The following is a 17,440-nucleotide window of genomic DNA, read 5'->3' as shown; positions in this document are numbered from 1 at the left end:
GCTTGCAGGGCGCGAGGCGCCAGGGAGAGATCGATCAATGAAGCGTACAGCCATTCACGTCGCGGCCGCCGTCGTCGCCTTTTCCCTTGCCGGCCCGGTCGCTGCTCAGGAGGTGGGGCCCATCACGCCGGCCAAGGTCGAGGCGGCGCGCCAGATCGTGACGGGCTCGGGCATGGACCGCTCCTTCGAGGCGCTCGTGCCGACCTTCGCGGCGCGCATCAAGCAGAGCTACGTCACACGGCCCGAGATCACGAAGGATCTCGACGAGGTGCTGGCGCAGGTGCAGCCCTCCATCGAGAGCAAGAAGGCAGAGCTGGTCGACACGGCGGCCAAGATCCTCGCGAGCCGCATGAACGAGGCCGATCTCAAGGCCACGGCGGCTTTCTTCACCTCCGATGCCGGCAAGGCCTATGTTGCCGCCCAGCCCGCGGTTCTCGATGACCTCTACATCGCCATGCAGGACTGGACGAACCGCGTCTTCGAGGAGACGATGAGCCAGGTTCGCGCCGAGATGGCCAAGCGCGGCCACCAGCTCTGACGCTTCGCCCCGCGCGGAAAAAAACCGGCGGCCGCAAGGGCCGCCGGTTTTCTTTTGTCGGTGAACGGGCAGGTGGTTCAGTCCTCCTCGGCCTTGAAGCGCGACAGGCCCTTGAAGATGAGGGGCGCCACCAGCGCCAGCGCCGCGATGGCGAGCAGCGTCGCCGCGAGCGGGCTCTCGACCAGCGCCATCGGATCGCCCAGGCTGATCTGCAGGGCGCGCCTGAGCTGCGTCTCCGCCATCGGCCCGAGGATGAGGCCGACGACCATGGGCGCGATGGGATAGTCGTAGCGCCGCATGACGAAGCCGAGCAGGCCGAAGACCGCCAGCATGATGAGCTCGACGGGCGAAGGGTTTGCCGCGATCGTGCCCATCGCCGCGAAGACGAGGATGCCCGCATAGAGCCAGGGCTGCGGAATGGCGAGCAGCCGTACCCACAGGCCGATGAGTGGCAGGTTGAGCACCACCAGCATCACGTTGGCGATGAACAGGCTGGCGATGAGGCCCCAGACGAGATCCGGCTTCTCGGCGAACAGCAGCGGGCCGGGATTGAGCCCGTACTGCTGGAAGCCGGCGAGCAGGATCGCCGCCGTTGCCGAGGTCGGCAGGCCGAGGGTCAGCAGCGGCATCAGCGTGCCCGCGGCCGAGGCGTTGTTTGCCGCCTCGGGGCCGGCGACACCCTCGATGGCGCCCTTGCCGAATTCCTCCGGGTGTTTCGTCAGCCTCTTCTCGATGGTGTAGGAGAGGAAGGTCGGGATCTCGGCGCCGCCGGCCGGCAGCGAGCCAATGGGGAAGCCGAGTGCCGTGCCGCGTAGCCAAGGCTTCCACGACCGCTTCCAGTCTTCCTTCGTCATCCACAGCGAGCCGCGCACCGGCTCGATCGTCTCGGGCGCGTGCTTCAGGCGCGAGGCGACGTAGAGCGCCTCGCCGACGGCAAAAAGCCCCACGGCCAGCGTCGTCACCTCGATGCCGTCCAGCAGCTCGGGCACGCCGAAGGTCAGGCGCGCCTGGCCGCTCAGCGCGTCGAGGCCGACGAGGCCGAGCATCAGGCCGATGAAGAGACTCGTGAGGCCGCGCAGCGGCGAATCGCCGAAGGTCGCCGAGACGGTGACGAAGGCCAGGATCATCAGCGCGAAATAGTCGGCCGGGCCGAACTGGATGGCGATCTCGACAAGCCAGGGGGCGAACAGCGCAAGACCGATGGTGGCGATGAGACCGGCCACGAAGGAGCCGATGGCGGCGGTGGCGAGGGCTGGCCCGCCGCGCCCGGCCTTGGCCATCTTGTTGCCCTCGAGCGCCGTGATCATCGAGGAGCTTTCGCCGGGTGTGTTGATCAGGATCGACGTGGTCGAGCCGCCATACATGCCACCGTAGTAGATGCCGGCGAACATGATGAGCGAGCCCGTCGGGTCCAGCTTGAAGGTGACGGGCAGCAGCAGCGCCACGGTGAGCGCCGGGCCGATGCCCGGCAGGACGCCGACGGCTGTGCCGAGGAAGACGCCGATGAGCGCGAAGAGCAGCTTCGTCGGCTCCAGGGCGACGGAGAATCCCTGCGCGAGCGCGAGAACGGAATCGAGCACCGGACGACCTTTCAGAAGAGATGTTCGATCGGCCCTTGCGGCAGCGACAGGGCGAGGAGCTTCGTAAAGCCGAGATAGACGAAAAGGCCGAGCGCGACGCCGATACCCAGATCGGTCAGCAGCGCCCGCCGGCCGAAGCCGCGCGCCGTAAGGCCGAAGAGCACGGCCATGGCCGGAATGAAGCCGCCACCGAAGCTGATGATGGCGATCATGCCGGCGATGCCCGCGAGGATGGTGAGAACGGCGGCGTGGTCGCTCGGCTCGGGCACGGGGATCTTGCCGCGCACGGCGCTGACGACCGTGCCGAGAGCGAGGGCCGTGAGGGCGGCGGCAACTGTCCAGGAGGCGGCGCTCGGCCCGATGCCCGCATAGCTCGACACGGCGCCCATGCCCGAGGCGTCCCACGCGACGGCCGCGGCAAGGGCCAGCAGCCCGGCGGCGATGACGAAGCCGACGGGATCGCCCCTGCGGCCCTCCGGCCGGTCGTCTTCCTGCTGTGTCATGAACATCTCCAGGATGGTTCCGCGGCTCCGCTCCGTCGCCGGCCGTCCGTGGCGCCTGGCGGTGAGGGAGCAGTGCGGGGGATGAGCGAAAACGGCGGACGGAGCGCCCGCCGTTCCCGTCTTTCAGGCGGTGTCGGGCCCGCTTACTTCACAAGGCCGATCGACTTCAGCACCTCGGCGACGCGGACCTGCTCGTTCTTGAGGTAGTCGGCGAAGGCGTCACCGGCGAGATAGGCGTCGTCCCAGCCCTTGGCCTTCAGCGTCTCCTGCCACTGGCTCGACTTGACCATCTTGTCGACGGCCTCGAGCAGCGTCTTCTTCTGCTCCTCGCTGAGGCCGGGAGGGGCGACAACCGAGCGCCAGTTGACGATCTCGAGGTCGATGCCCTGCTCCTTCAGGGTCGGCGCGTCGATGCCCGGCACGGGCTTCTCGGCGGCGATGCCGATGAGGCGCAGCTTGCCCGCCTTGATCTGGCCCTCGAACTCGCCATAGCCGGAGACGCCGGCCGTCACCTTGCCGCCGAGGATGGCCGCCAGGGCCTCACCGCCGCCGGAGAAGGGCACGTAGTTGATCTTGGTCGGGTCGACGCCGACCGCCTTGGCGAAGAGGCCCACCATGATGTGGTCGGTGCCGCCGGCCGAGCCGCCGGCCCAGGTCACCTTCGCCGGGTCGGCTTTCAGCGCCTCGGCGAGATCCTTGGCGTCCTTGATCGGCGAGTTGGCCGGCACGACGATCGCCTGGTTCTCGGCGGTAAGGCGCGCGATCGGCGTCGTCTGGTCAAGCGTCACGGGCGACTTGTTGGTGAGAATCGCGCCCACCATGACGAAGCCGTTGACCATGAGCTGCGAGCCGTCACCCTTGGCGTTGACAAACTGCGCAAGGCCCACGGTGCCGCCGGCGCCCGGTACGTTGACCACCTGCACGCTCTTGGCCGCGCCGCTCTCGGTGAGGGCCGCCTGCATGGCGCGCGCCGTCTGGTCCCAGCCGCCGCCCGGCCCGGCGGGCGCCATGATCTTCAGCTCGAGATCCTGGGCAAGCGCGCCGGTGGACAGGCCAGCCGCCATCACGAGCGCGGCGATGGCACCGGTGGCCGTTTTTAACGAACGAAACATGTGGTTCCTCCCGTTTAACAAATCAGCTTTGCCGATAGGGTGCCGGACGGTATCACGGCTTTCTGTCCCATCAAGCGAACCTCACGACACAATATATCGCAACAATCCTCCCGTCGCCGGCCTTTGCGGCTTTCCCTTTTCCGAGGCTTCTTCTAAAGCCGGGCGTCGCATCTTCAAAGCCAGCGAGCATTCTCTTGCCTCACGCCATGCCCGTTCCGAGCGCCGAGCCTTCCGTTCATGCCCGACGGCTGACCCTCGCCGCCTTCGTCACGCTGGCGCTGATGCCGCTGGCCATGGCGCTCGCCAACCGCTCGGCGCCGCTCGTACTGACGGTGGCGGCAGTGCTCGCGCTCCTTGCGGCGCTTCTGGAGCCTGATGGGCGGATGCGCCTCGTCCGGGCGGCGCGCGCCATCGTGCGCACGCCGGTGTTCCTGGCCGTCCTGTCTCTGGCCGCCTATGCGGCCGTCAGTATGACGTGGAGCATCCGTCCCGGCGCCTCGCTCTTCAGCTACGGGGAGGTGCTGCTGCCGGCCGTCGCTGGGACCGTCGCCACCTCCGTCCTGCCGTTCCGGGTGCCGCGGGCCGTCCTGACGCTTGCGGCCGTGGCCATGGTGGCGGCCTGCCTTGTGGTCACCGGAGATCTCGCCAGCGAGCTTGCGCTGCGGCGGGCGCTGGGGCTGCGTGCCACGGGCGGCTTCGTCTTCAACCGCAGCATCCTCACGGTGCTGATGCTGGCCTGGCCGCTGTGCCTGCTCTGGTGGACTGCCGGCCGCCGACCGCTCGTGGGCGCGGCGGTGGCCTTCCAGCTGCTCGTCATCGCCGTTGGCGAATCGGGGGCGGCAACGATGGGTATCCTGTGCGGCGCGGCGGCTTTCGCCATCGCGCTTCTCGACCGGCGCCTCGCCCTTGCTCTCGTCACGGCCGGTCTCCTGGCCTGTCTTGCCGTCGGCCCCTTCAAGGGTTCGCTCACGATGCGGCTGCCGGACGCCCTGATCGAAGCCGTGCAGAAGCGCGGCCACGCCATCGAGCGCATCGCGCTGTGGCGCAGCTTTGAGGAGGTGGTGTGGCGCCGGCCGTTCCTCGGCACGGGCTTCGGGTCGAGCCCGGGACTGCCCGACGACACGGTCGCGCAGGAGGTGCCGGACGAGCTGCGCGGGATGCTGGCCATCGGGCATCCGCACGATGCCTTTCTGCAGATATGGGTCGAGCTGGGTGCCGTCGGCGCCGCCCTGGCTGCGCTCGTGATTGCAACAATGATGCGTGCGCTGGCGCACTTGCGGGGGCTGCGGCTGGCTGCTTCGCTCGGGCTCGTGGCCTCGGCCGCCGGTGTCATGTTCGTCGGGCACGGGGCCTGGCAGGGCTGGTGGGTTGCAGTGTTGGGGGCTGCGATCGTCTGGCTCCGCTGTCGTTCCGATGGGGTGGTGCCCACCGAAGGGGTGGATCATGAGTGATTGCGATGTTGATCTCTTCGTGATCGGTGGGGGCTCCGGTGGTGTGCGCGCCGCGCGTATCGCCGCTGGCTACGGCGCCCGCGTCATGCTGGCGGAAGAATACCGGGTGGGCGGCACCTGCGTGATCCGCGGCTGTGTCCCCAAGAAGCTCTTCGTCTACGCGAGCCGCTTCGCCGCCGATTTCGAGGATGCAGCCGGCTACGGCTGGAGCGTGCCCCAGGCCACGTTCGACTGGCCCACGCTCGTCAAGAACAAGGATGCCGAGATCACCCGCCTCGAAGGTATCTACCGCAACAATCTCGTCAGGGCCGGGGTCGAGATCGTGGACAGCCGCGCCGTGATCGAGGATGCGCACACGGTGCGTATCCTGAAGACCGGCGCCCGCATCCGCGCCCGCTTCATCCTGGTCGCCACGGGCGGACGCGCGGTGAAGGCGCCGGCCGTGCCGGGCATCGAGCATGCCATCACCTCGAACGAGGCCTTCCACCTCGAGCGGCTGCCGGGGCGCATCGCCGTGGTCGGCGGTGGCTACATCGCCGTCGAGTTCGCCGGGATCTTCGCCGGCCTCGGTGTGGCGACCACGCTCGTCCACCGGGGCGAGAAGCTGCTGCGCGGCTTCGACGAGGACGTGCGCGACGCGCTCGGCCGCGCCTATGCCCGCCGCGGTATCACGCTCTGCCTCCAAACGGGCCTGGCGCGTATCGAAAAGGCGGTGGATGGCCTCGTCGTCTCGCTGACGGACGGGCGCGAGCTGCATGTCGACCAGGTCATGATCGCGACCGGGCGGATGCCCAATACCGAGAAGCTCGGCCTGGAGGAGGCGGGCGTACAGCTGGCTGCCAATGGCGCCATCATCGTCGACGAGATGTCGCGTACCAGCGTGCCGAGCATCTACGCGGTCGGTGACGTGACGGACCGGGTCAATCTCACGCCCATGGCTATCCGCGAGGGGCACGCCTTCGCCGACACCGTTTTCGGCAACCGCCCCACGCGCGTCGACCATGCTGTCGTGCCGACCGCCGTGTTCTCGACTCCCGAGATCGGCACTGTCGGCCTCACCGAAGCCGATGCGCGGCAGCGCTACGGCAATGTCAGGATCTTCCGCACCACCTTCCGCGCCATGAAGGCCACCCTGTCCGGGCGCGACGAGCAGGTGCTGATGAAGATCGTTGTCGACGGGGAGACCGACCGGGTGCTCGGAGTCCACATCGTGGGCGACGGGGCCGGCGAAATGATCCAGCTCGTCGGCATCGCCGTCACGATGGGGGCCACCAAGGCCGACTTCGACCGCACCATGGCCGTCCACCCTACGGCGGCGGAAGAGCTTGTGACCATGCGCTCGCCGGTGGCCTGAGGGCCGACGCGCGCTTCACTATCCGAAAAGAAAGCGCCCTCCCCGGGTGGTCATACCCGCGGGAGGGCGTTTGCATTGCAGCCCCGTCGCTGTCGGTGCTGCTTCCCTTGTTCTTTAATGGCCATGTATATCATTGTCGCATTAATATACTTTATAAATATTTCGTTGTGCCATTTTGTTGACAAAGTAACGCAGTAGCGCGTGTTTATTGCTATTTGAAGCGGGTTTACTGCTATGGACAGTCGAGTTTATAGTGCTTGTAAGGGTTCGGTATCGGTTAATCGCGGTGATGCTGCGGCCCATTTCCATACTGTTGTGTCAGGGGTCGAACGTGAACGTGAATCCGCGTCGGCGAACGGCTCCCCTCATGCGAGGCGGAGTGCGGACGGCCGCGGCGGATCGCGTGTCCGCCGAGGGCGCGGCCATGAGGAAAGGGCAGGCTGTAGAGCCTTGGTGCCGGCCGACCAACGCGGGCCGGCGTCGATGAACTCTCCCGCTCCCCAGAGGGCGGGCACGACGCAAACGGCGCAGAACCCTTGTTGTAACCCGATCCTGCCAGTTTGGACGGATGCATTGGCGGCGCTCACCGCAGGTATCGGATCTTACGCGGAAAGTAAAAAGTATCATGGAGTTGCATCAATAACAAAAGGCGTCAGTGGCCTTTTATGGTTATCATCCCCGACAACGGCGCAAATACAATATTGCTCATCGTAGCAGGGTGACAGTATATTATATCGTTCTGCGACGACGATTGGGAATGCTGTTAATATATTTGCTGGTTTCACTGCAACGGTCAGTGCGGCAATCTATGTCGCAAATGTATTTTATGAAAAGCATGAAGACTTGGAAGAATTGCAAGATTTGTTTGGAAAATTATCAGACGGTTCGTGGTTTTTGGGTGGCCTGCTGAATGCTTCTAAGGTCGTTCTGGATTGTTATGTGACATGCAATAATGATGACAATCTGGGCGCAAGGAAGTTGTTCAAGATTGGCATTGACGCGTGCAATTTTTTGTCAGCCGGGTTGAATTCTTTGGGCGCCGCATGCAGCTGGGCAGGCTGGTCTCTGAGTTCCGCAGCCTTCTGGCTCGTTGGAGCGACGTTCTCCGCTCTTGGTGTCGTGGGCTCTGATTGCGTGGACCCTGCGGAAACGGAAGAAGACGAGTGGTTTGATGCTGTCGAGATGATGGATTACCCGCAAGCGGGGTCGCCCCTGCGCACCGAGACGGCAGTCGCAGAAGCCGAGCCGTTGGCTGGATACGGCGTTTCCATCGTATAACGCGCTATGGCACTGGATGATGCGCCGCCGTTCCGGGCGGCGCATCGAGCACGAGCTGCGCGTCCGAAGGCGGGCGCTTCATCATGCGCCAGGCGACGAAGCCGGCAAGGATGGCGTGGATGGCGGCGTTGTGCACGAAGAGCATGACGTCACCCACGAGCGTCATCAGCGTGGAGGCGACCAGCGGCCCGACGATGCCGCCCACGCAGTAGAGGAACAGGAGCGTGCTCGACAGATGCACCGCACCCTCCTGCGAGCCCCGGTCGTTGGCGTGGGCGGAGATCAGCGGGTAGGTGACGGACGCCGTGAGGCCGAGCGCGAGGGCGAGCGCGTAGAGCACTGTCGTCTCGCCGCGCCCGACGATGACGAGCGCCACCTCGATGACGAAGGCGATGGCCGAGACGGCGAGGATCACACCGCGCCGGTCGACGATGTCGGACAGCTTGCCGATGGGGTAGGGCGCGATGGCGGAGCCGAGGATCATGGCCGTCATGAAGCTTGCGACCACACCCGCGCCCAGCTCGAGCCGCTCCACATAGGCCGGGGCGAGCGACCAGAAGCTGCCATTGGCGAGCCCGACGAGCAGGATGCCGACGGCGCCGATGGGAGAGGTGCGGAACAGCGCAAGGATGCGCAGCTGGCCTTTGGCCGGCAGGGGCGGCGCCTCCGCCCGCGTCATGGCAAGCGGCACGAGTGACAGCATGAGGAAGGCGGACGTGCCTGAAAACAGCGTGAACGAGCGGGGGCTGTCGAGGCGCAGGAGCTGCTGGCCGGCGGCGGAGCCGGCGTAGTTGACGATGTTGTAGAGGCCGAGCATGCGGCCGCGGTTGCGGTCCGTCGCCTTGGCGTTGATCCAGGCCTCGACGATGGCATAGAGCCCCGCGAAGCAGAAGCCGACGAGCCCGCGCAGCACCATCCAGACGGGTGGCGAGATGAAGATCGCGAAGCCGAGGCAGGCCACCGCCGCGATGGCGGCGAAGGCTGCGAAGGCGCGGATGTGCCCGGCGCGCCGCACGATGGCCGGCGTCACCCACGTGCCGGCGAGCATGCCGCCGAAATAGACGGAGCCGATGACGCCGACCTCGGTGGGCGAAAAGCCTTCCAGCACCCCGCGCAGCGGCACCAGCGTGGTCAGAAGGCCGTTGCCGGCGATCAGGATAAAGACGGCGAGGAGAACCGGGGACAGGGCAACGAGAACGGTTGGCACGATCGGTTCCGGTGTTCGGGCAAGACGCGTCGACGCGACTGGCATTCAGACACGGCAAGGCGTCGCGAACCTTGCGGCTGCGGCCGAGGATCATTCTGAGCGATTATGGCGGCGGACGGGCGGCGATTTTGCGCAAAATGCTCCCGCGATGCGCGATCGTCCCGCCGAACGGCGCGCATGGACGCTGGAGGCCCGCTCGGGCGGGCCGGCGGCCTGGCGCCGGTGCGCAGGAAGCAACCTCGAATCATGATCATCGGTCTTCTGGCCGGGCTTGCCGCCGGCGCCGTGTGGGGGCTCGTCTTCGTCGGACCGGCAGCGGTCGAACCCTATACCAGCCTCGACCTCACGGTCGCGCGCTATCTCGCCTTCGGCATCGGCTCGCTCGTGCTGATGCTGATGGTGCCGCGCTGCCGGGCGGGCATTGTGCCGCGGCGGGATGCTGGGGTGGGGCTCGTGCTCGGCCTCACCGGCTATGTCCTCTACTACCTGCTGGCGGCCGGGGCGGTGCAGCTTGCTGGCCCGGCCATCCCGCCGCTCGTCATCGGCTCGCTGCCGGTGGTGCTTGCGATCGTCGGCAACTGGCGCGAGCCAGCGGTGCGCTGGCGGGCCCTCGTCATGCCGCTCCTGCTGATTTTCGCCGGCCTTGTGCTCGTCAATGTGACCACGCTCGCGCAGGCGGGCAGTGTGACCTCGCGCACCGATGTCCTGCTCGGCAGTCTGTGCGCCCTCGGGGCCGTCGTGGTGTGGACGGTCTATGCCCTCGTCAACGCCCGTACCTCTCGGGCGCTCACCGGCGACGGCGTCTATGCCTGGACGAGCCTGCAGGGCGTCGGTTCCCTGGTCGCGGTGCTGCCGCTCGTGCCGCTCCTCGCCGTCGACGGCTGGTCGGCCGTGCCGGGGCTCGGCCTGTTCAACTCCGGCGGGCTCAACCTCGTGCTGTGGGCGCTTGTGCTCGGCATGGTGAGTTCGTGGGCCGGCACGATGCTCTGGATCGTGGCGGCGCGGCGCCTGCCGGTGGCGCTCGCCGGCCAGCTTATCGTCTCCGAGACGGTCTTCGCGCTCATCTACGGCTTCCTCTTCCAGGGGCGTTGGCCAACTGCCGGAGAGGCGGGCGGCGCCTGCCTCCTCATGCTCGGCGTCTTCGCGGCGGCAAGTGCCTTCCGCCGCGCGGAGGACGACGGCAAAGACGCTCGCCTTGTGGCCGACTGTCAGCTATAAGCGCCACCTCTGTTGCGGCACTATGGAGGAGGCCTGACGGCTTTCCCTGTTTCTTGGCGGGAGTTGGTGAGATGACCGAGCGGTGGACGCCCTCGAGCTGGAGGAAGATGCCTATCCAGCAGGTGCCTGTCTATCCGGATGCCGAGGCCCTTGAAGGCGTCGAGCGGCAGCTTGCCGGCTTTCCCCCGCTCGTCTTTGCCGGCGAGGCCCGCCGGCTGAAGCGTGACCTCGCCAAGGTCGCGGCCGGTGAAGCCTTCCTGCTGCAGGGTGGTGACTGCGCCGAGAGCTTCGCCGAGCATTCTGCCGACAACATCCGTGACTTCTTCCGCCTGTTTCTCCAGATGGCGGTGGTGCTTACCTTCGCCGGCGCCTCGCCGGTGGTGAAGGTTGGCCGCATCGCCGGCCAGTTCGCCAAGCCGCGCTCGGCGCCGACCGAGAAGGTGGGTGACAAGGAGCTGCCGAGCTACCGCGGCGACATCATCAACGGCATCGAGTTCACTGAAGAGGCGCGCACGCCCGACCCGCGCCGCCAGCTCATGGTCTACCGCCAGTCAGCGGCGACGCTGAACCTCTTGCGCGCCTTCGCCAGCGGCGGCTATGCCAACCTGCAGAACGCGCACCGCTGGATGCTGGGCTTCGTCAAGGACAGCCCGTCCTCGGGCCGTTACCAGGAGCTCGCCGGGCGCATCACTGAGGCACTCGACTTCATGCGCGCCTGCGGCATCGACCCGGAGTCGCATCCCGAGATGCGCTCGACGGACTTCTACACCAGCCACGAGGCCCTGCTGCTCGGCTACGAGGAGGCGCTGACGCGCATCGATTCCACCTCGGGCGACTGGTACGCGACCTCCGGCCACATGCTCTGGATCGGCGACCGCACGCGCCAGCCCGACCATGCCCATGTCGAATACTGCCGGGGCATCAAGAACCCCATCGGCCTCAAGTGCGGGCCGTCGCTGAAGCCCGACGAGCTGCTGCGCCTCATCGACATGCTCAACCCGGACAACGAGCCGGGCCGGCTGACGCTGATCTGCCGCTTCGGCGCAGACAAGGTGCTGGAACACCTGCCGCCGCTCGTCAGGGCCGTGAAGGAGAGCGGGCGCATCGTCATTTGGTCGTGCGATCCCATGCACGGCAACACGGTCAAGGCCGCCAACGGCTACAAGACCCGGCCCTTCGACCTCATCATGCGCGAGATCAAGGGTTTCTTCGACGTGCACCAGGCCGAGGGCACCCACGCCGGCGGTATCCATCTCGAGATGACGGGCAAGAACGTCACCGAATGCACCGGCGGTGCCCGCGCCCTGACGGACGAGGATCTGCACGACCGCTACCACACCCACTGCGACCCGCGCCTCAATGCGGAGCAGGCGCTGGAGGTGGCCTTCCTGGTCGCCGAGCGGCTGAAGCGTGAGCGCGCCGCGCGCACCGTGCCGCATGTCGCGGCGGCCGAGTGAGCGGCCTTGCAGAGCGGTTGAAGGGCGGCCCTTGCGGTCGCCCTTTTCGTTTCCGACACGGGGAGCCGGGCATCGGGAACTGCCGGCGGCGGGAGGGCGTTGACGCCACGGGACCCTTGCGGAGGGAAGGTTGTGGCGTTCAAGAATTCCTGGAGCGGCCTTACGGTTGCGTTCCACAACGACCGAAACGTGCGCATCCTCGTCGCGGCGCTTCTGGCGGCGGTGCCGCTGTCGCTCGTCGTGGGCTTCTCGCCGCTCGTCTCCGCGGCGCTCATCAGCGTCGTCGTGCTGGCGCTGGCCGTCGAGCTCCTCAATACCTCGATCGAGGAGCTTGCCGACCACGTCACGCCCGAGCGCAACCCTGACATCAAGCGCACCAAGGACTTTGCTTCGGCGGCCGTTTTCCTGACGCGCCTGCTCGCGGCCTTCGTCTGGGGGGCGACGCTTGTTGAGCGGGCTGTCTTCGGCATCTGACGGCTGCCCTGCAAAGCATGTCTTGCGCCACTGCAAGGGCGAAAAGCGGCCGGCGACGATATATCGGCAGGCAGCAAGTCGCGGAGCCTGCGATGACCGACCCAGCCCCCCTCATGCCGACGCTCTTCCTGTCGCATGGTGCGCCGAACCTCGTGCTGCACAACACCGAGGCACACCGCTTTCTGAAGTCATTCGGCGCCGCTCTGCCACGTCCGTGCGCCATCCTCGTGGCCACGGCGCATTTCGCCACCGCCACCCCCGCGCTGACGGCCGACGAGCGGCCCGAGACGATCTACGATTTCGGCAACTTCGAGCCGGAGCTGTTCCGCATGACCTATCCGGCGCCAGGCGCGCCCGCGCTCGCGGAGAGGGCGGCGGCGCTGCTCGGCGAGGCCGGGATCGCGGCCGGCACGGTGCACGACAGGGGCTTCGACCACGGCACCTGGGTGCCACTCAGGCTGCTCTATCCCGAAGCGGACATTCCCGTGGTGCAGCTCTCGGTCCAGCCGCGCTCCGGGCCGGCGCATCACCTCGCCGTGGGGCGGGCTCTCGCGCCGCTGCGGCGGGAGGGCGTGCTCATCATCGGCTCCGGCGCGCTGACGCACAACCTCCACGAGATGTTCGGGCGCGGCTATGCCCTCGATGCCGCCGCCCCGCGTTGGGTCCGGGATTTCGGCGAATGGATGCGCGAGGCGATCGAGGAGGGGCGCGCCGATGATGTCCTCGACTATCGCCGCAGGGCTCCCTTCGGTGCGGAGAACCACCCGACGGAGGAACACCTCCTGCCGCTTTTCGTCGCCATGGGGGCGGCCGGCGGGGCGCGGGGCGAGCAGGTCCATTCCAGCGCGCAGTACGGCGTCATCATGATGGACGCCTACCGCTTCGGCTGACGGGAAGGGGCGTTCCGTCGCCCCTCGCCGCCGTTGCCGGGCCGGTCTGCCCGCGCTAAATCGGAGGCATGACGACATCCATCGACCGCTTCCGCCTCGCGCTCGCCCAGCTCAACCCCATCATGGGCGACATCGCGGCCAATCTCGCCAAGGCGCGCAAGGCGCGCGCAGAAGCCGCCGCCATGGGGGCGGATGTCGTGATGTTCACCGAGCTCTACCTTGCCGGCTATCCGGCGGAGGATCTTGTGCTGCGCCCCGCCTTCCTCGACGCCTGCCGCCGGGCCTGCGAGGAGCTGGCCCGCGACACGGCCGACGGCGGCCCGGCCGTCCTCGTCGGCCTGCCGTGGAACGAGGACGGCAAGGTCTACAACGCCTATGCGGTGCTTGACGCCGGCTCCATCGCCGCCGTGCGCTTCAAGGTGGACCTGCCCAATTACGGTGTCTTCGACGAGAAGCGCGTCTTCACCCCCGGCCCCCTGCCGGGGCCTGTCAACCTGCGCGGCCTGCGCCTCGGCCTGCCCATCTGCGAGGACATCTGGGGCGAGGAGGTGGTCGAGTGCCTCGCCGAGACCGGCAGCGAGATCCTGCTCGTGCCCAACGGCTCGCCCTACTGGCACGACAAGATGCTGGAGCGCACCAACATCGCCGTGGCGCGCGTCACCGAAACGGGCCTGCCGATGGCCTATCTCAACCAGGTCGGCGGGCAGGACGAACTCGTCTTCGACGGCGCCTCCTTCATCCTCAACGGCGATGCGAGCCTGGCCGGCCAGTTGAGGGCTTTTTCCGAGACCGTCGCGCTCACGGAGTGGCGGCGCGGGGAGCAGGGCTGGCGCTGCGTGGCCGCGCCCCGGGAGGTGGTGGAGGAGGGCGAGCGGGCCGACTATGCCGCCTGCGTGCTCGGCCTGCGCGACTATGTGGAGAAAAACGGCTTTCCCGGCGTCGTGCTCGGCCTGTCAGGCGGTATCGATTCGGCTCTCTGCGCGGCGATGGCGGTCGATGCGCTCGGCTCCGAGCGCGTCCACTGCGTCATGCTCCCCTACCGCTACACCTCGAGCGAGAGCCTCGACGATGCGGCGGCCTGCGCCAGGGCGCTCAAGGTGCGCTACGACATCCTGCCCATAGCACCGGCGGTGGAGGGGCTTGAGCGGGCGCTCGCGCCGCTCTTTGCCGGCACCCCCCGCGGCGTGACCGAAGAGAACCTGCAGAGCCGCGCGCGCGGCACCATGCTCATGTCCATCTCCAACAAGTTCGGTTCCATGGTGGTGACCACGGGCAACAAGTCGGAGATGTCGACGGGCTATGCCACACTCTACGGCGACATGAACGGCGGCTTCAACCCGATCAAGGACCTCTACAAGACGGAGGTCTATCGCCTGTCCGCCCTGCGCAACGGCTGGAAGCCGCCGGGCGCGCTCGGCCCCCACGGCGAGGTCATTCCCGCCAACATCCTCGTCAAGGCGCCGACGGCGGAGCTGCGCGAGGGGCAGAAAGACCAGGATTCGCTGCCCCCCTACGAGGTGCTCGACGATATCCTGAAGGGGCTGGTGGAGGACGAGCTGCGCGTGGCCGAGATCGTCGCGCGCGGGCACGACGAGGCGACGGTGAAGAAGGTGGAGCGCATGCTCTACCTCGCCGAGTACAAGCGCCGGCAATCGGCCCCCGGCGTGAAGGTGACACGCCGCAATTTCGGCCGCGACCGGCGCTACCCGATCGTCAACCGCTTCCGCGACACGGGTGCGCCGGCGCACATGCCGGAGGCTGGGATGGACAGGGCGAGGGGAGCCGCCCGCGCCGATGCCATTGACTTCTGAGGAGCCGGGCGCCCGCCGCCACGTCGTGGCGCGACGGGCACTCCTGCACCGTCCGTCGGCGTAACGCGCCTCGTCTCCCGCGCGGAAAATCATAAGGTCCGTCCCATGTCCGCTCCCGTCGTCCGCTTCGCTCCTTCGCCCACCGGCCGCCTGCACATCGGCAATGCGCGCACGGCGCTGCTCAACTTCCTCCTGGCGCGGCGCGAGGGGGGGCGCTTCATCCTGCGTCTCGACGACACCGATCTCGTCCGCTCGACGCAGGAGTTCGCCGATGGCATCGTCGAGGATCTCGCCTGGCTCGGCATCGTGCCGGACATCACGGTGCGCCAGTCCGAGCGCACGGCGCTCTACGACACGGCGGTTGAGAGGCTCATTGCCATGGGCCGCCTCTATCCGTGCTACGAGACGGCGGAGGAGCTGGAGCGGAGGCGCAAGCGCCAGCTCGCCCGCGGCCTGCCTCCGGTCTACGACAGGGCCGCGCTGAAGCTGACAGCGGAGGAGAGGGCAAGGCTCGAGGCCGAGGGCCGGCGTCCGCACTGGCGCTTCCTGCTGGAGCATCGCGTCGTCCGCTGGCACGACCTCGTGCGCGGCGACAGTCATGTGGACTGTGCCTCCCTGTCGGATCCGGTGCTGCGGCGCGAGGACGGAACCTATCTCTACACGCTGCCCTCGGTCGTCGACGATCTCGACCTCGGCATCACCCACGTGGTGCGCGGCGAGGACCACGTGACCAATACAGCGGTGCAGATCCAGATCATCGAGGCGCTCGGCGGCGCGGTGCCGGCCTTCGGCCACCACAACCTGCTCACGACGGCAAGCGGGGAGGGGCTGTCGAAGCGGCTCGGCCATCTCTCCCTCAAGGGCCTGCGCGACGGGGGCCTGGAACCGATGGCGGTCGCGAGCCTTGCCGTGCTCGTCGGCTCGGCCGAGGCGGTGCGGCCGGTTGCCTCGCTCGACGAGCTGGCCGGCCTTGTTGATCTCGGTCGCCTGTCGCATGCGCCGGCGAAGTTCGACGAGGCCGAGCTGGAGGGGCTCAATGCCCGGCTGCTGCACGCCATGCCCTACGAGACGGCGAAGCCGCGGCTCGTGTCCCTTGGTGCCGATGGCGGCCCCGCCTTCTGGGATGCCGTGCGCGGCAACCTTGTCCGCATGGCGGATGTTGCGATGTGGTGGACGGTTGTCGCGGGCGAGATCACGCCGGTCGTGACGGATGCGGATTTCCTCGCCAGGGCACGGGCCCTCCTGCCGGAGGAGCCCTGGGACGGCTCGACCTGGAAGCGCTGGACGGACGCGGTCAAGGCTGAGACCGGCGCCAAGGGCAGGGCGCTGTTCATGCCGCTCAGGCAGGCCCTCACGGGGCTCGACCACGGGCCGGAGCTCGCCGCGCTGCTGCCACTGATCGGGCGCGCCAAGGTGGCCGCGCGGCTGGAGGGCCGCACGGCCTGAGGGCGGGGCCAGAAGCTTAGGCCGGAAGCCTGCGCTCGTAGTCCTGCTGCAGGCGATGCCAGCCGTCCCAGAAGGGCTCCGGCTCCTCGCCCGATGTGCGGGCGACGAGGATGTCGAGGTGCACGTGCCAGCCGGCGCTGACCTTGAGCAGGGTCGAGCGGTCGGCGACCTGGCGATGGGTGATCGTAAGCAGCACGGCCTCGCCCCTCGGCTCCAGCGCGAAGGTCACCTCCCCCGTGCCGCTCCAGGTGAAGGAGAGGCGGTGCGGAGGTTCAACCTCCGTCAGGCGGCTCTGCATCCGGTGTTCCTGCGCAAAGCCGGAGGGGCGCCGGCCAGGCGGAACGGTCAGCTCGTCGTTGCGCCAGACGAACTCGAAGGGCGCGCCCACCTTCAGCTCCATGTCTCCCGCCGCCAGCCAGCGGCGGCGCAGGTCGCTCTCCGTGAGATAGGCCCAGATCCGCTCGACGGGGCCCGGCAGCAGGCGCTGGATCATCAGCGTGGCGGGCTTGGTCACCACGCCGTAGGCATCCGGTGCGTCTCGGTCGTTCATGGTTCCTCTCCTTTCGGGGTGGAGGAGGGGCCGGCGTCCTCCGCGCGCAGGAGCGCCTCGAGCACGTCCAGACGCTCGGTCCAGAAGCGTTCGTAGAAGCTCAGCCATTGGTGGGCGCTGGCGAGCGGCCCCGGGTCAAGGCGGCACACATGCGTGCGGCCCCTGATCTCCCGCCGGATGAGCCCGGCGTTTTCCAGCGCCTTGATGTGCTTCGAGGCCGCTGCGAGCGAGATGGAGAACGGCTCGGCGAGCTGGCTCACGGTGCGCTCGCCGGCCGAGAGCTGGCGCAGCATGTGCCGCCGCGTCGCGTCGCAGAGAGCATGAAAGACAGTGTCGAGCTGGGCAGTGTCAAATTCAACCATATGGTTAAAGATATGGCCCGCGGATTGATTGTCAACCGATTGGTTGAATGATGGCCCAATGGGAGGCCGGTGCCGGCGCAGCTTGGCCTCGGCGCCCATGGCGACGGGAGCAAGCAATGCCTGCTCGCCGCCCGGCGGAGAAGGTGTGGTCGGGAAAATCGGTCGGCTGGTCATCCACGCCGGTTCAGGCGTGGGCTTTCAGGCAGGCG

At 67.7% G+C, this 17,440-nt stretch carries 16 protein-coding genes; 10 read left to right on the top strand and 6 right to left on the bottom strand.

The window, feature by feature from the left end:
* Window positions 1-37: 37 nt before the first annotated feature.
* Window positions 38-538, top strand: a complete 501-nt coding sequence (locus HNQ73_RS09470) for a DUF2059 domain-containing protein (RefSeq protein WP_183334605.1) — start codon at window positions 38-40, stop codon at window positions 536-538.
* Window positions 539-615: 77 nt separating this feature from the next.
* Here HNQ73_RS09470 and HNQ73_RS09465 read toward each other — a convergent pair whose 3' ends face one another.
* The 3 genes from HNQ73_RS09465 to HNQ73_RS09455 all read right to left on the bottom strand — a co-directional run bounded on the left by HNQ73_RS09465 (window position 616) and on the right by HNQ73_RS09455 (window position 3,733).
* Window positions 616-2,118 carry a tripartite tricarboxylate transporter permease gene (locus HNQ73_RS09465; protein ID WP_183334604.1) on the bottom strand — a complete coding sequence of 501 codons (1,503 nt, stop codon included), beginning with the start codon at window positions 2,116-2,118 and terminating at the stop codon, window positions 616-618.
* Window positions 2,119-2,129: 11 nt separating this feature from the next.
* Window positions 2,130-2,621: a tripartite tricarboxylate transporter TctB family protein gene (locus HNQ73_RS09460; protein ID WP_183334603.1), complete on the bottom strand. Its 492-nt coding sequence runs from the start codon at window positions 2,619-2,621 to the stop codon at window positions 2,130-2,132.
* A 143-nt stretch (window positions 2,622-2,764) separates the two neighbouring features.
* Window positions 2,765-3,733 (bottom strand): Bug family tripartite tricarboxylate transporter substrate binding protein, encoded by a 969-nt coding sequence (locus HNQ73_RS09455; RefSeq protein ID WP_183334602.1) that lies wholly within the window; start codon window positions 3,731-3,733, stop codon window positions 2,765-2,767.
* 206 nt (window positions 3,734-3,939) lie between these two features.
* On the opposite strand from HNQ73_RS09455, the gene HNQ73_RS09450 reads away from it, so the two are divergent.
* The 3 genes from HNQ73_RS09450 (at window position 3,940) to HNQ73_RS09440 (ending at window position 7,816) form a co-directional block, all read left to right on the top strand.
* Window positions 3,940-5,184, top strand: coding sequence for an O-antigen ligase family protein (locus HNQ73_RS09450; protein WP_183334601.1), 1,245 nt, complete (start codon window positions 3,940-3,942; stop codon window positions 5,182-5,184).
* Window positions 5,177-6,538 (top strand): glutathione-disulfide reductase, encoded by a 1,362-nt coding sequence (gor, locus tag HNQ73_RS09445; protein ID WP_183334600.1) that lies wholly within the window; start codon window positions 5,177-5,179, stop codon window positions 6,536-6,538. The genes HNQ73_RS09450 and gor overlap by 8 nt, the downstream gene beginning before the upstream one ends.
* An 843-nt stretch (window positions 6,539-7,381) precedes the next feature.
* Complete coding sequence (locus tag HNQ73_RS09440) at window positions 7,382-7,816, top strand: hypothetical protein (RefSeq protein WP_183334599.1); 435 nt, start codon at window positions 7,382-7,384, stop codon at window positions 7,814-7,816.
* Between the two features lie 4 nt (window positions 7,817-7,820).
* On the opposite strand, the gene HNQ73_RS09435 is transcribed toward HNQ73_RS09440, so the two are convergent.
* Complete coding sequence (locus HNQ73_RS09435; protein ID WP_183334598.1) at window positions 7,821-9,023, bottom strand: MFS transporter; 1,203 nt, start codon at window positions 9,021-9,023, stop codon at window positions 7,821-7,823.
* A gap of 246 nt (window positions 9,024-9,269) precedes the next feature.
* Between HNQ73_RS09435 and HNQ73_RS09430 the strand changes: the two genes are divergently transcribed.
* From HNQ73_RS09430 to gltX, 6 genes are all read left to right on the top strand, one after another.
* A complete protein-coding gene (locus HNQ73_RS09430) occupies window positions 9,270-10,241 on the top strand; it encodes a DMT family transporter (RefSeq protein WP_183334597.1) in 972 nt (323 codons plus the stop codon).
* A 71-nt stretch (window positions 10,242-10,312) separates the two neighbouring features.
* On the top strand, window positions 10,313-11,698 hold the full coding sequence (locus HNQ73_RS09425; RefSeq protein ID WP_183334596.1) for a class II 3-deoxy-7-phosphoheptulonate synthase: 1,386 nt from the start codon (window positions 10,313-10,315) through the stop codon (window positions 11,696-11,698).
* Between the two features lie 132 nt (window positions 11,699-11,830).
* Complete coding sequence (locus tag HNQ73_RS09420; protein WP_183334595.1) at window positions 11,831-12,172, top strand: diacylglycerol kinase; 342 nt, start codon at window positions 11,831-11,833, stop codon at window positions 12,170-12,172.
* Between the two features lie 92 nt (window positions 12,173-12,264).
* On the top strand, window positions 12,265-13,062 hold the full coding sequence (locus HNQ73_RS09415; RefSeq protein ID WP_183334594.1) for a DODA-type extradiol aromatic ring-opening family dioxygenase: 798 nt from the start codon (window positions 12,265-12,267) through the stop codon (window positions 13,060-13,062).
* A gap of 68 nt (window positions 13,063-13,130) precedes the next feature.
* Window positions 13,131-14,873 (top strand): NAD+ synthase, encoded by a 1,743-nt coding sequence (locus HNQ73_RS09410; protein ID WP_183334593.1) that lies wholly within the window; start codon window positions 13,131-13,133, stop codon window positions 14,871-14,873.
* Window positions 14,874-14,978: 105 nt separating this feature from the next.
* Window positions 14,979-16,319, top strand: a complete 1,341-nt coding sequence (gltX, locus tag HNQ73_RS09405; protein WP_183334591.1) for a glutamate--tRNA ligase — start codon at window positions 14,979-14,981, stop codon at window positions 16,317-16,319.
* A 16-nt stretch (window positions 16,320-16,335) separates the two neighbouring features.
* Here the strand turns inward: gltX and HNQ73_RS09400 are convergent, their stop codons facing one another.
* Together HNQ73_RS09400 and HNQ73_RS09395 are read right to left on the bottom strand one after the other, a co-directional pair.
* Complete coding sequence (locus HNQ73_RS09400) at window positions 16,336-16,869, bottom strand: SRPBCC family protein (RefSeq protein ID WP_183334589.1); 534 nt, start codon at window positions 16,867-16,869, stop codon at window positions 16,336-16,338.
* Window positions 16,866-17,231: an ArsR/SmtB family transcription factor gene (locus HNQ73_RS09395; protein ID WP_183334587.1), complete on the bottom strand. Its 366-nt coding sequence runs from the start codon at window positions 17,229-17,231 to the stop codon at window positions 16,866-16,868. Before HNQ73_RS09395 ends, HNQ73_RS09400 begins: the two co-directional genes overlap by 4 nt.
* Window positions 17,232-17,440 lie beyond the last annotated feature (209 nt).

The organism is Chelatococcus composti (genome assembly GCF_014201415.1).
GTDB classification, from domain to species: Bacteria; Pseudomonadota; Alphaproteobacteria; order Rhizobiales; family Beijerinckiaceae; genus Chelatococcus_A; species Chelatococcus_A composti.
This window is presented reverse-complemented; position numbering and strand designations above follow the sequence as displayed.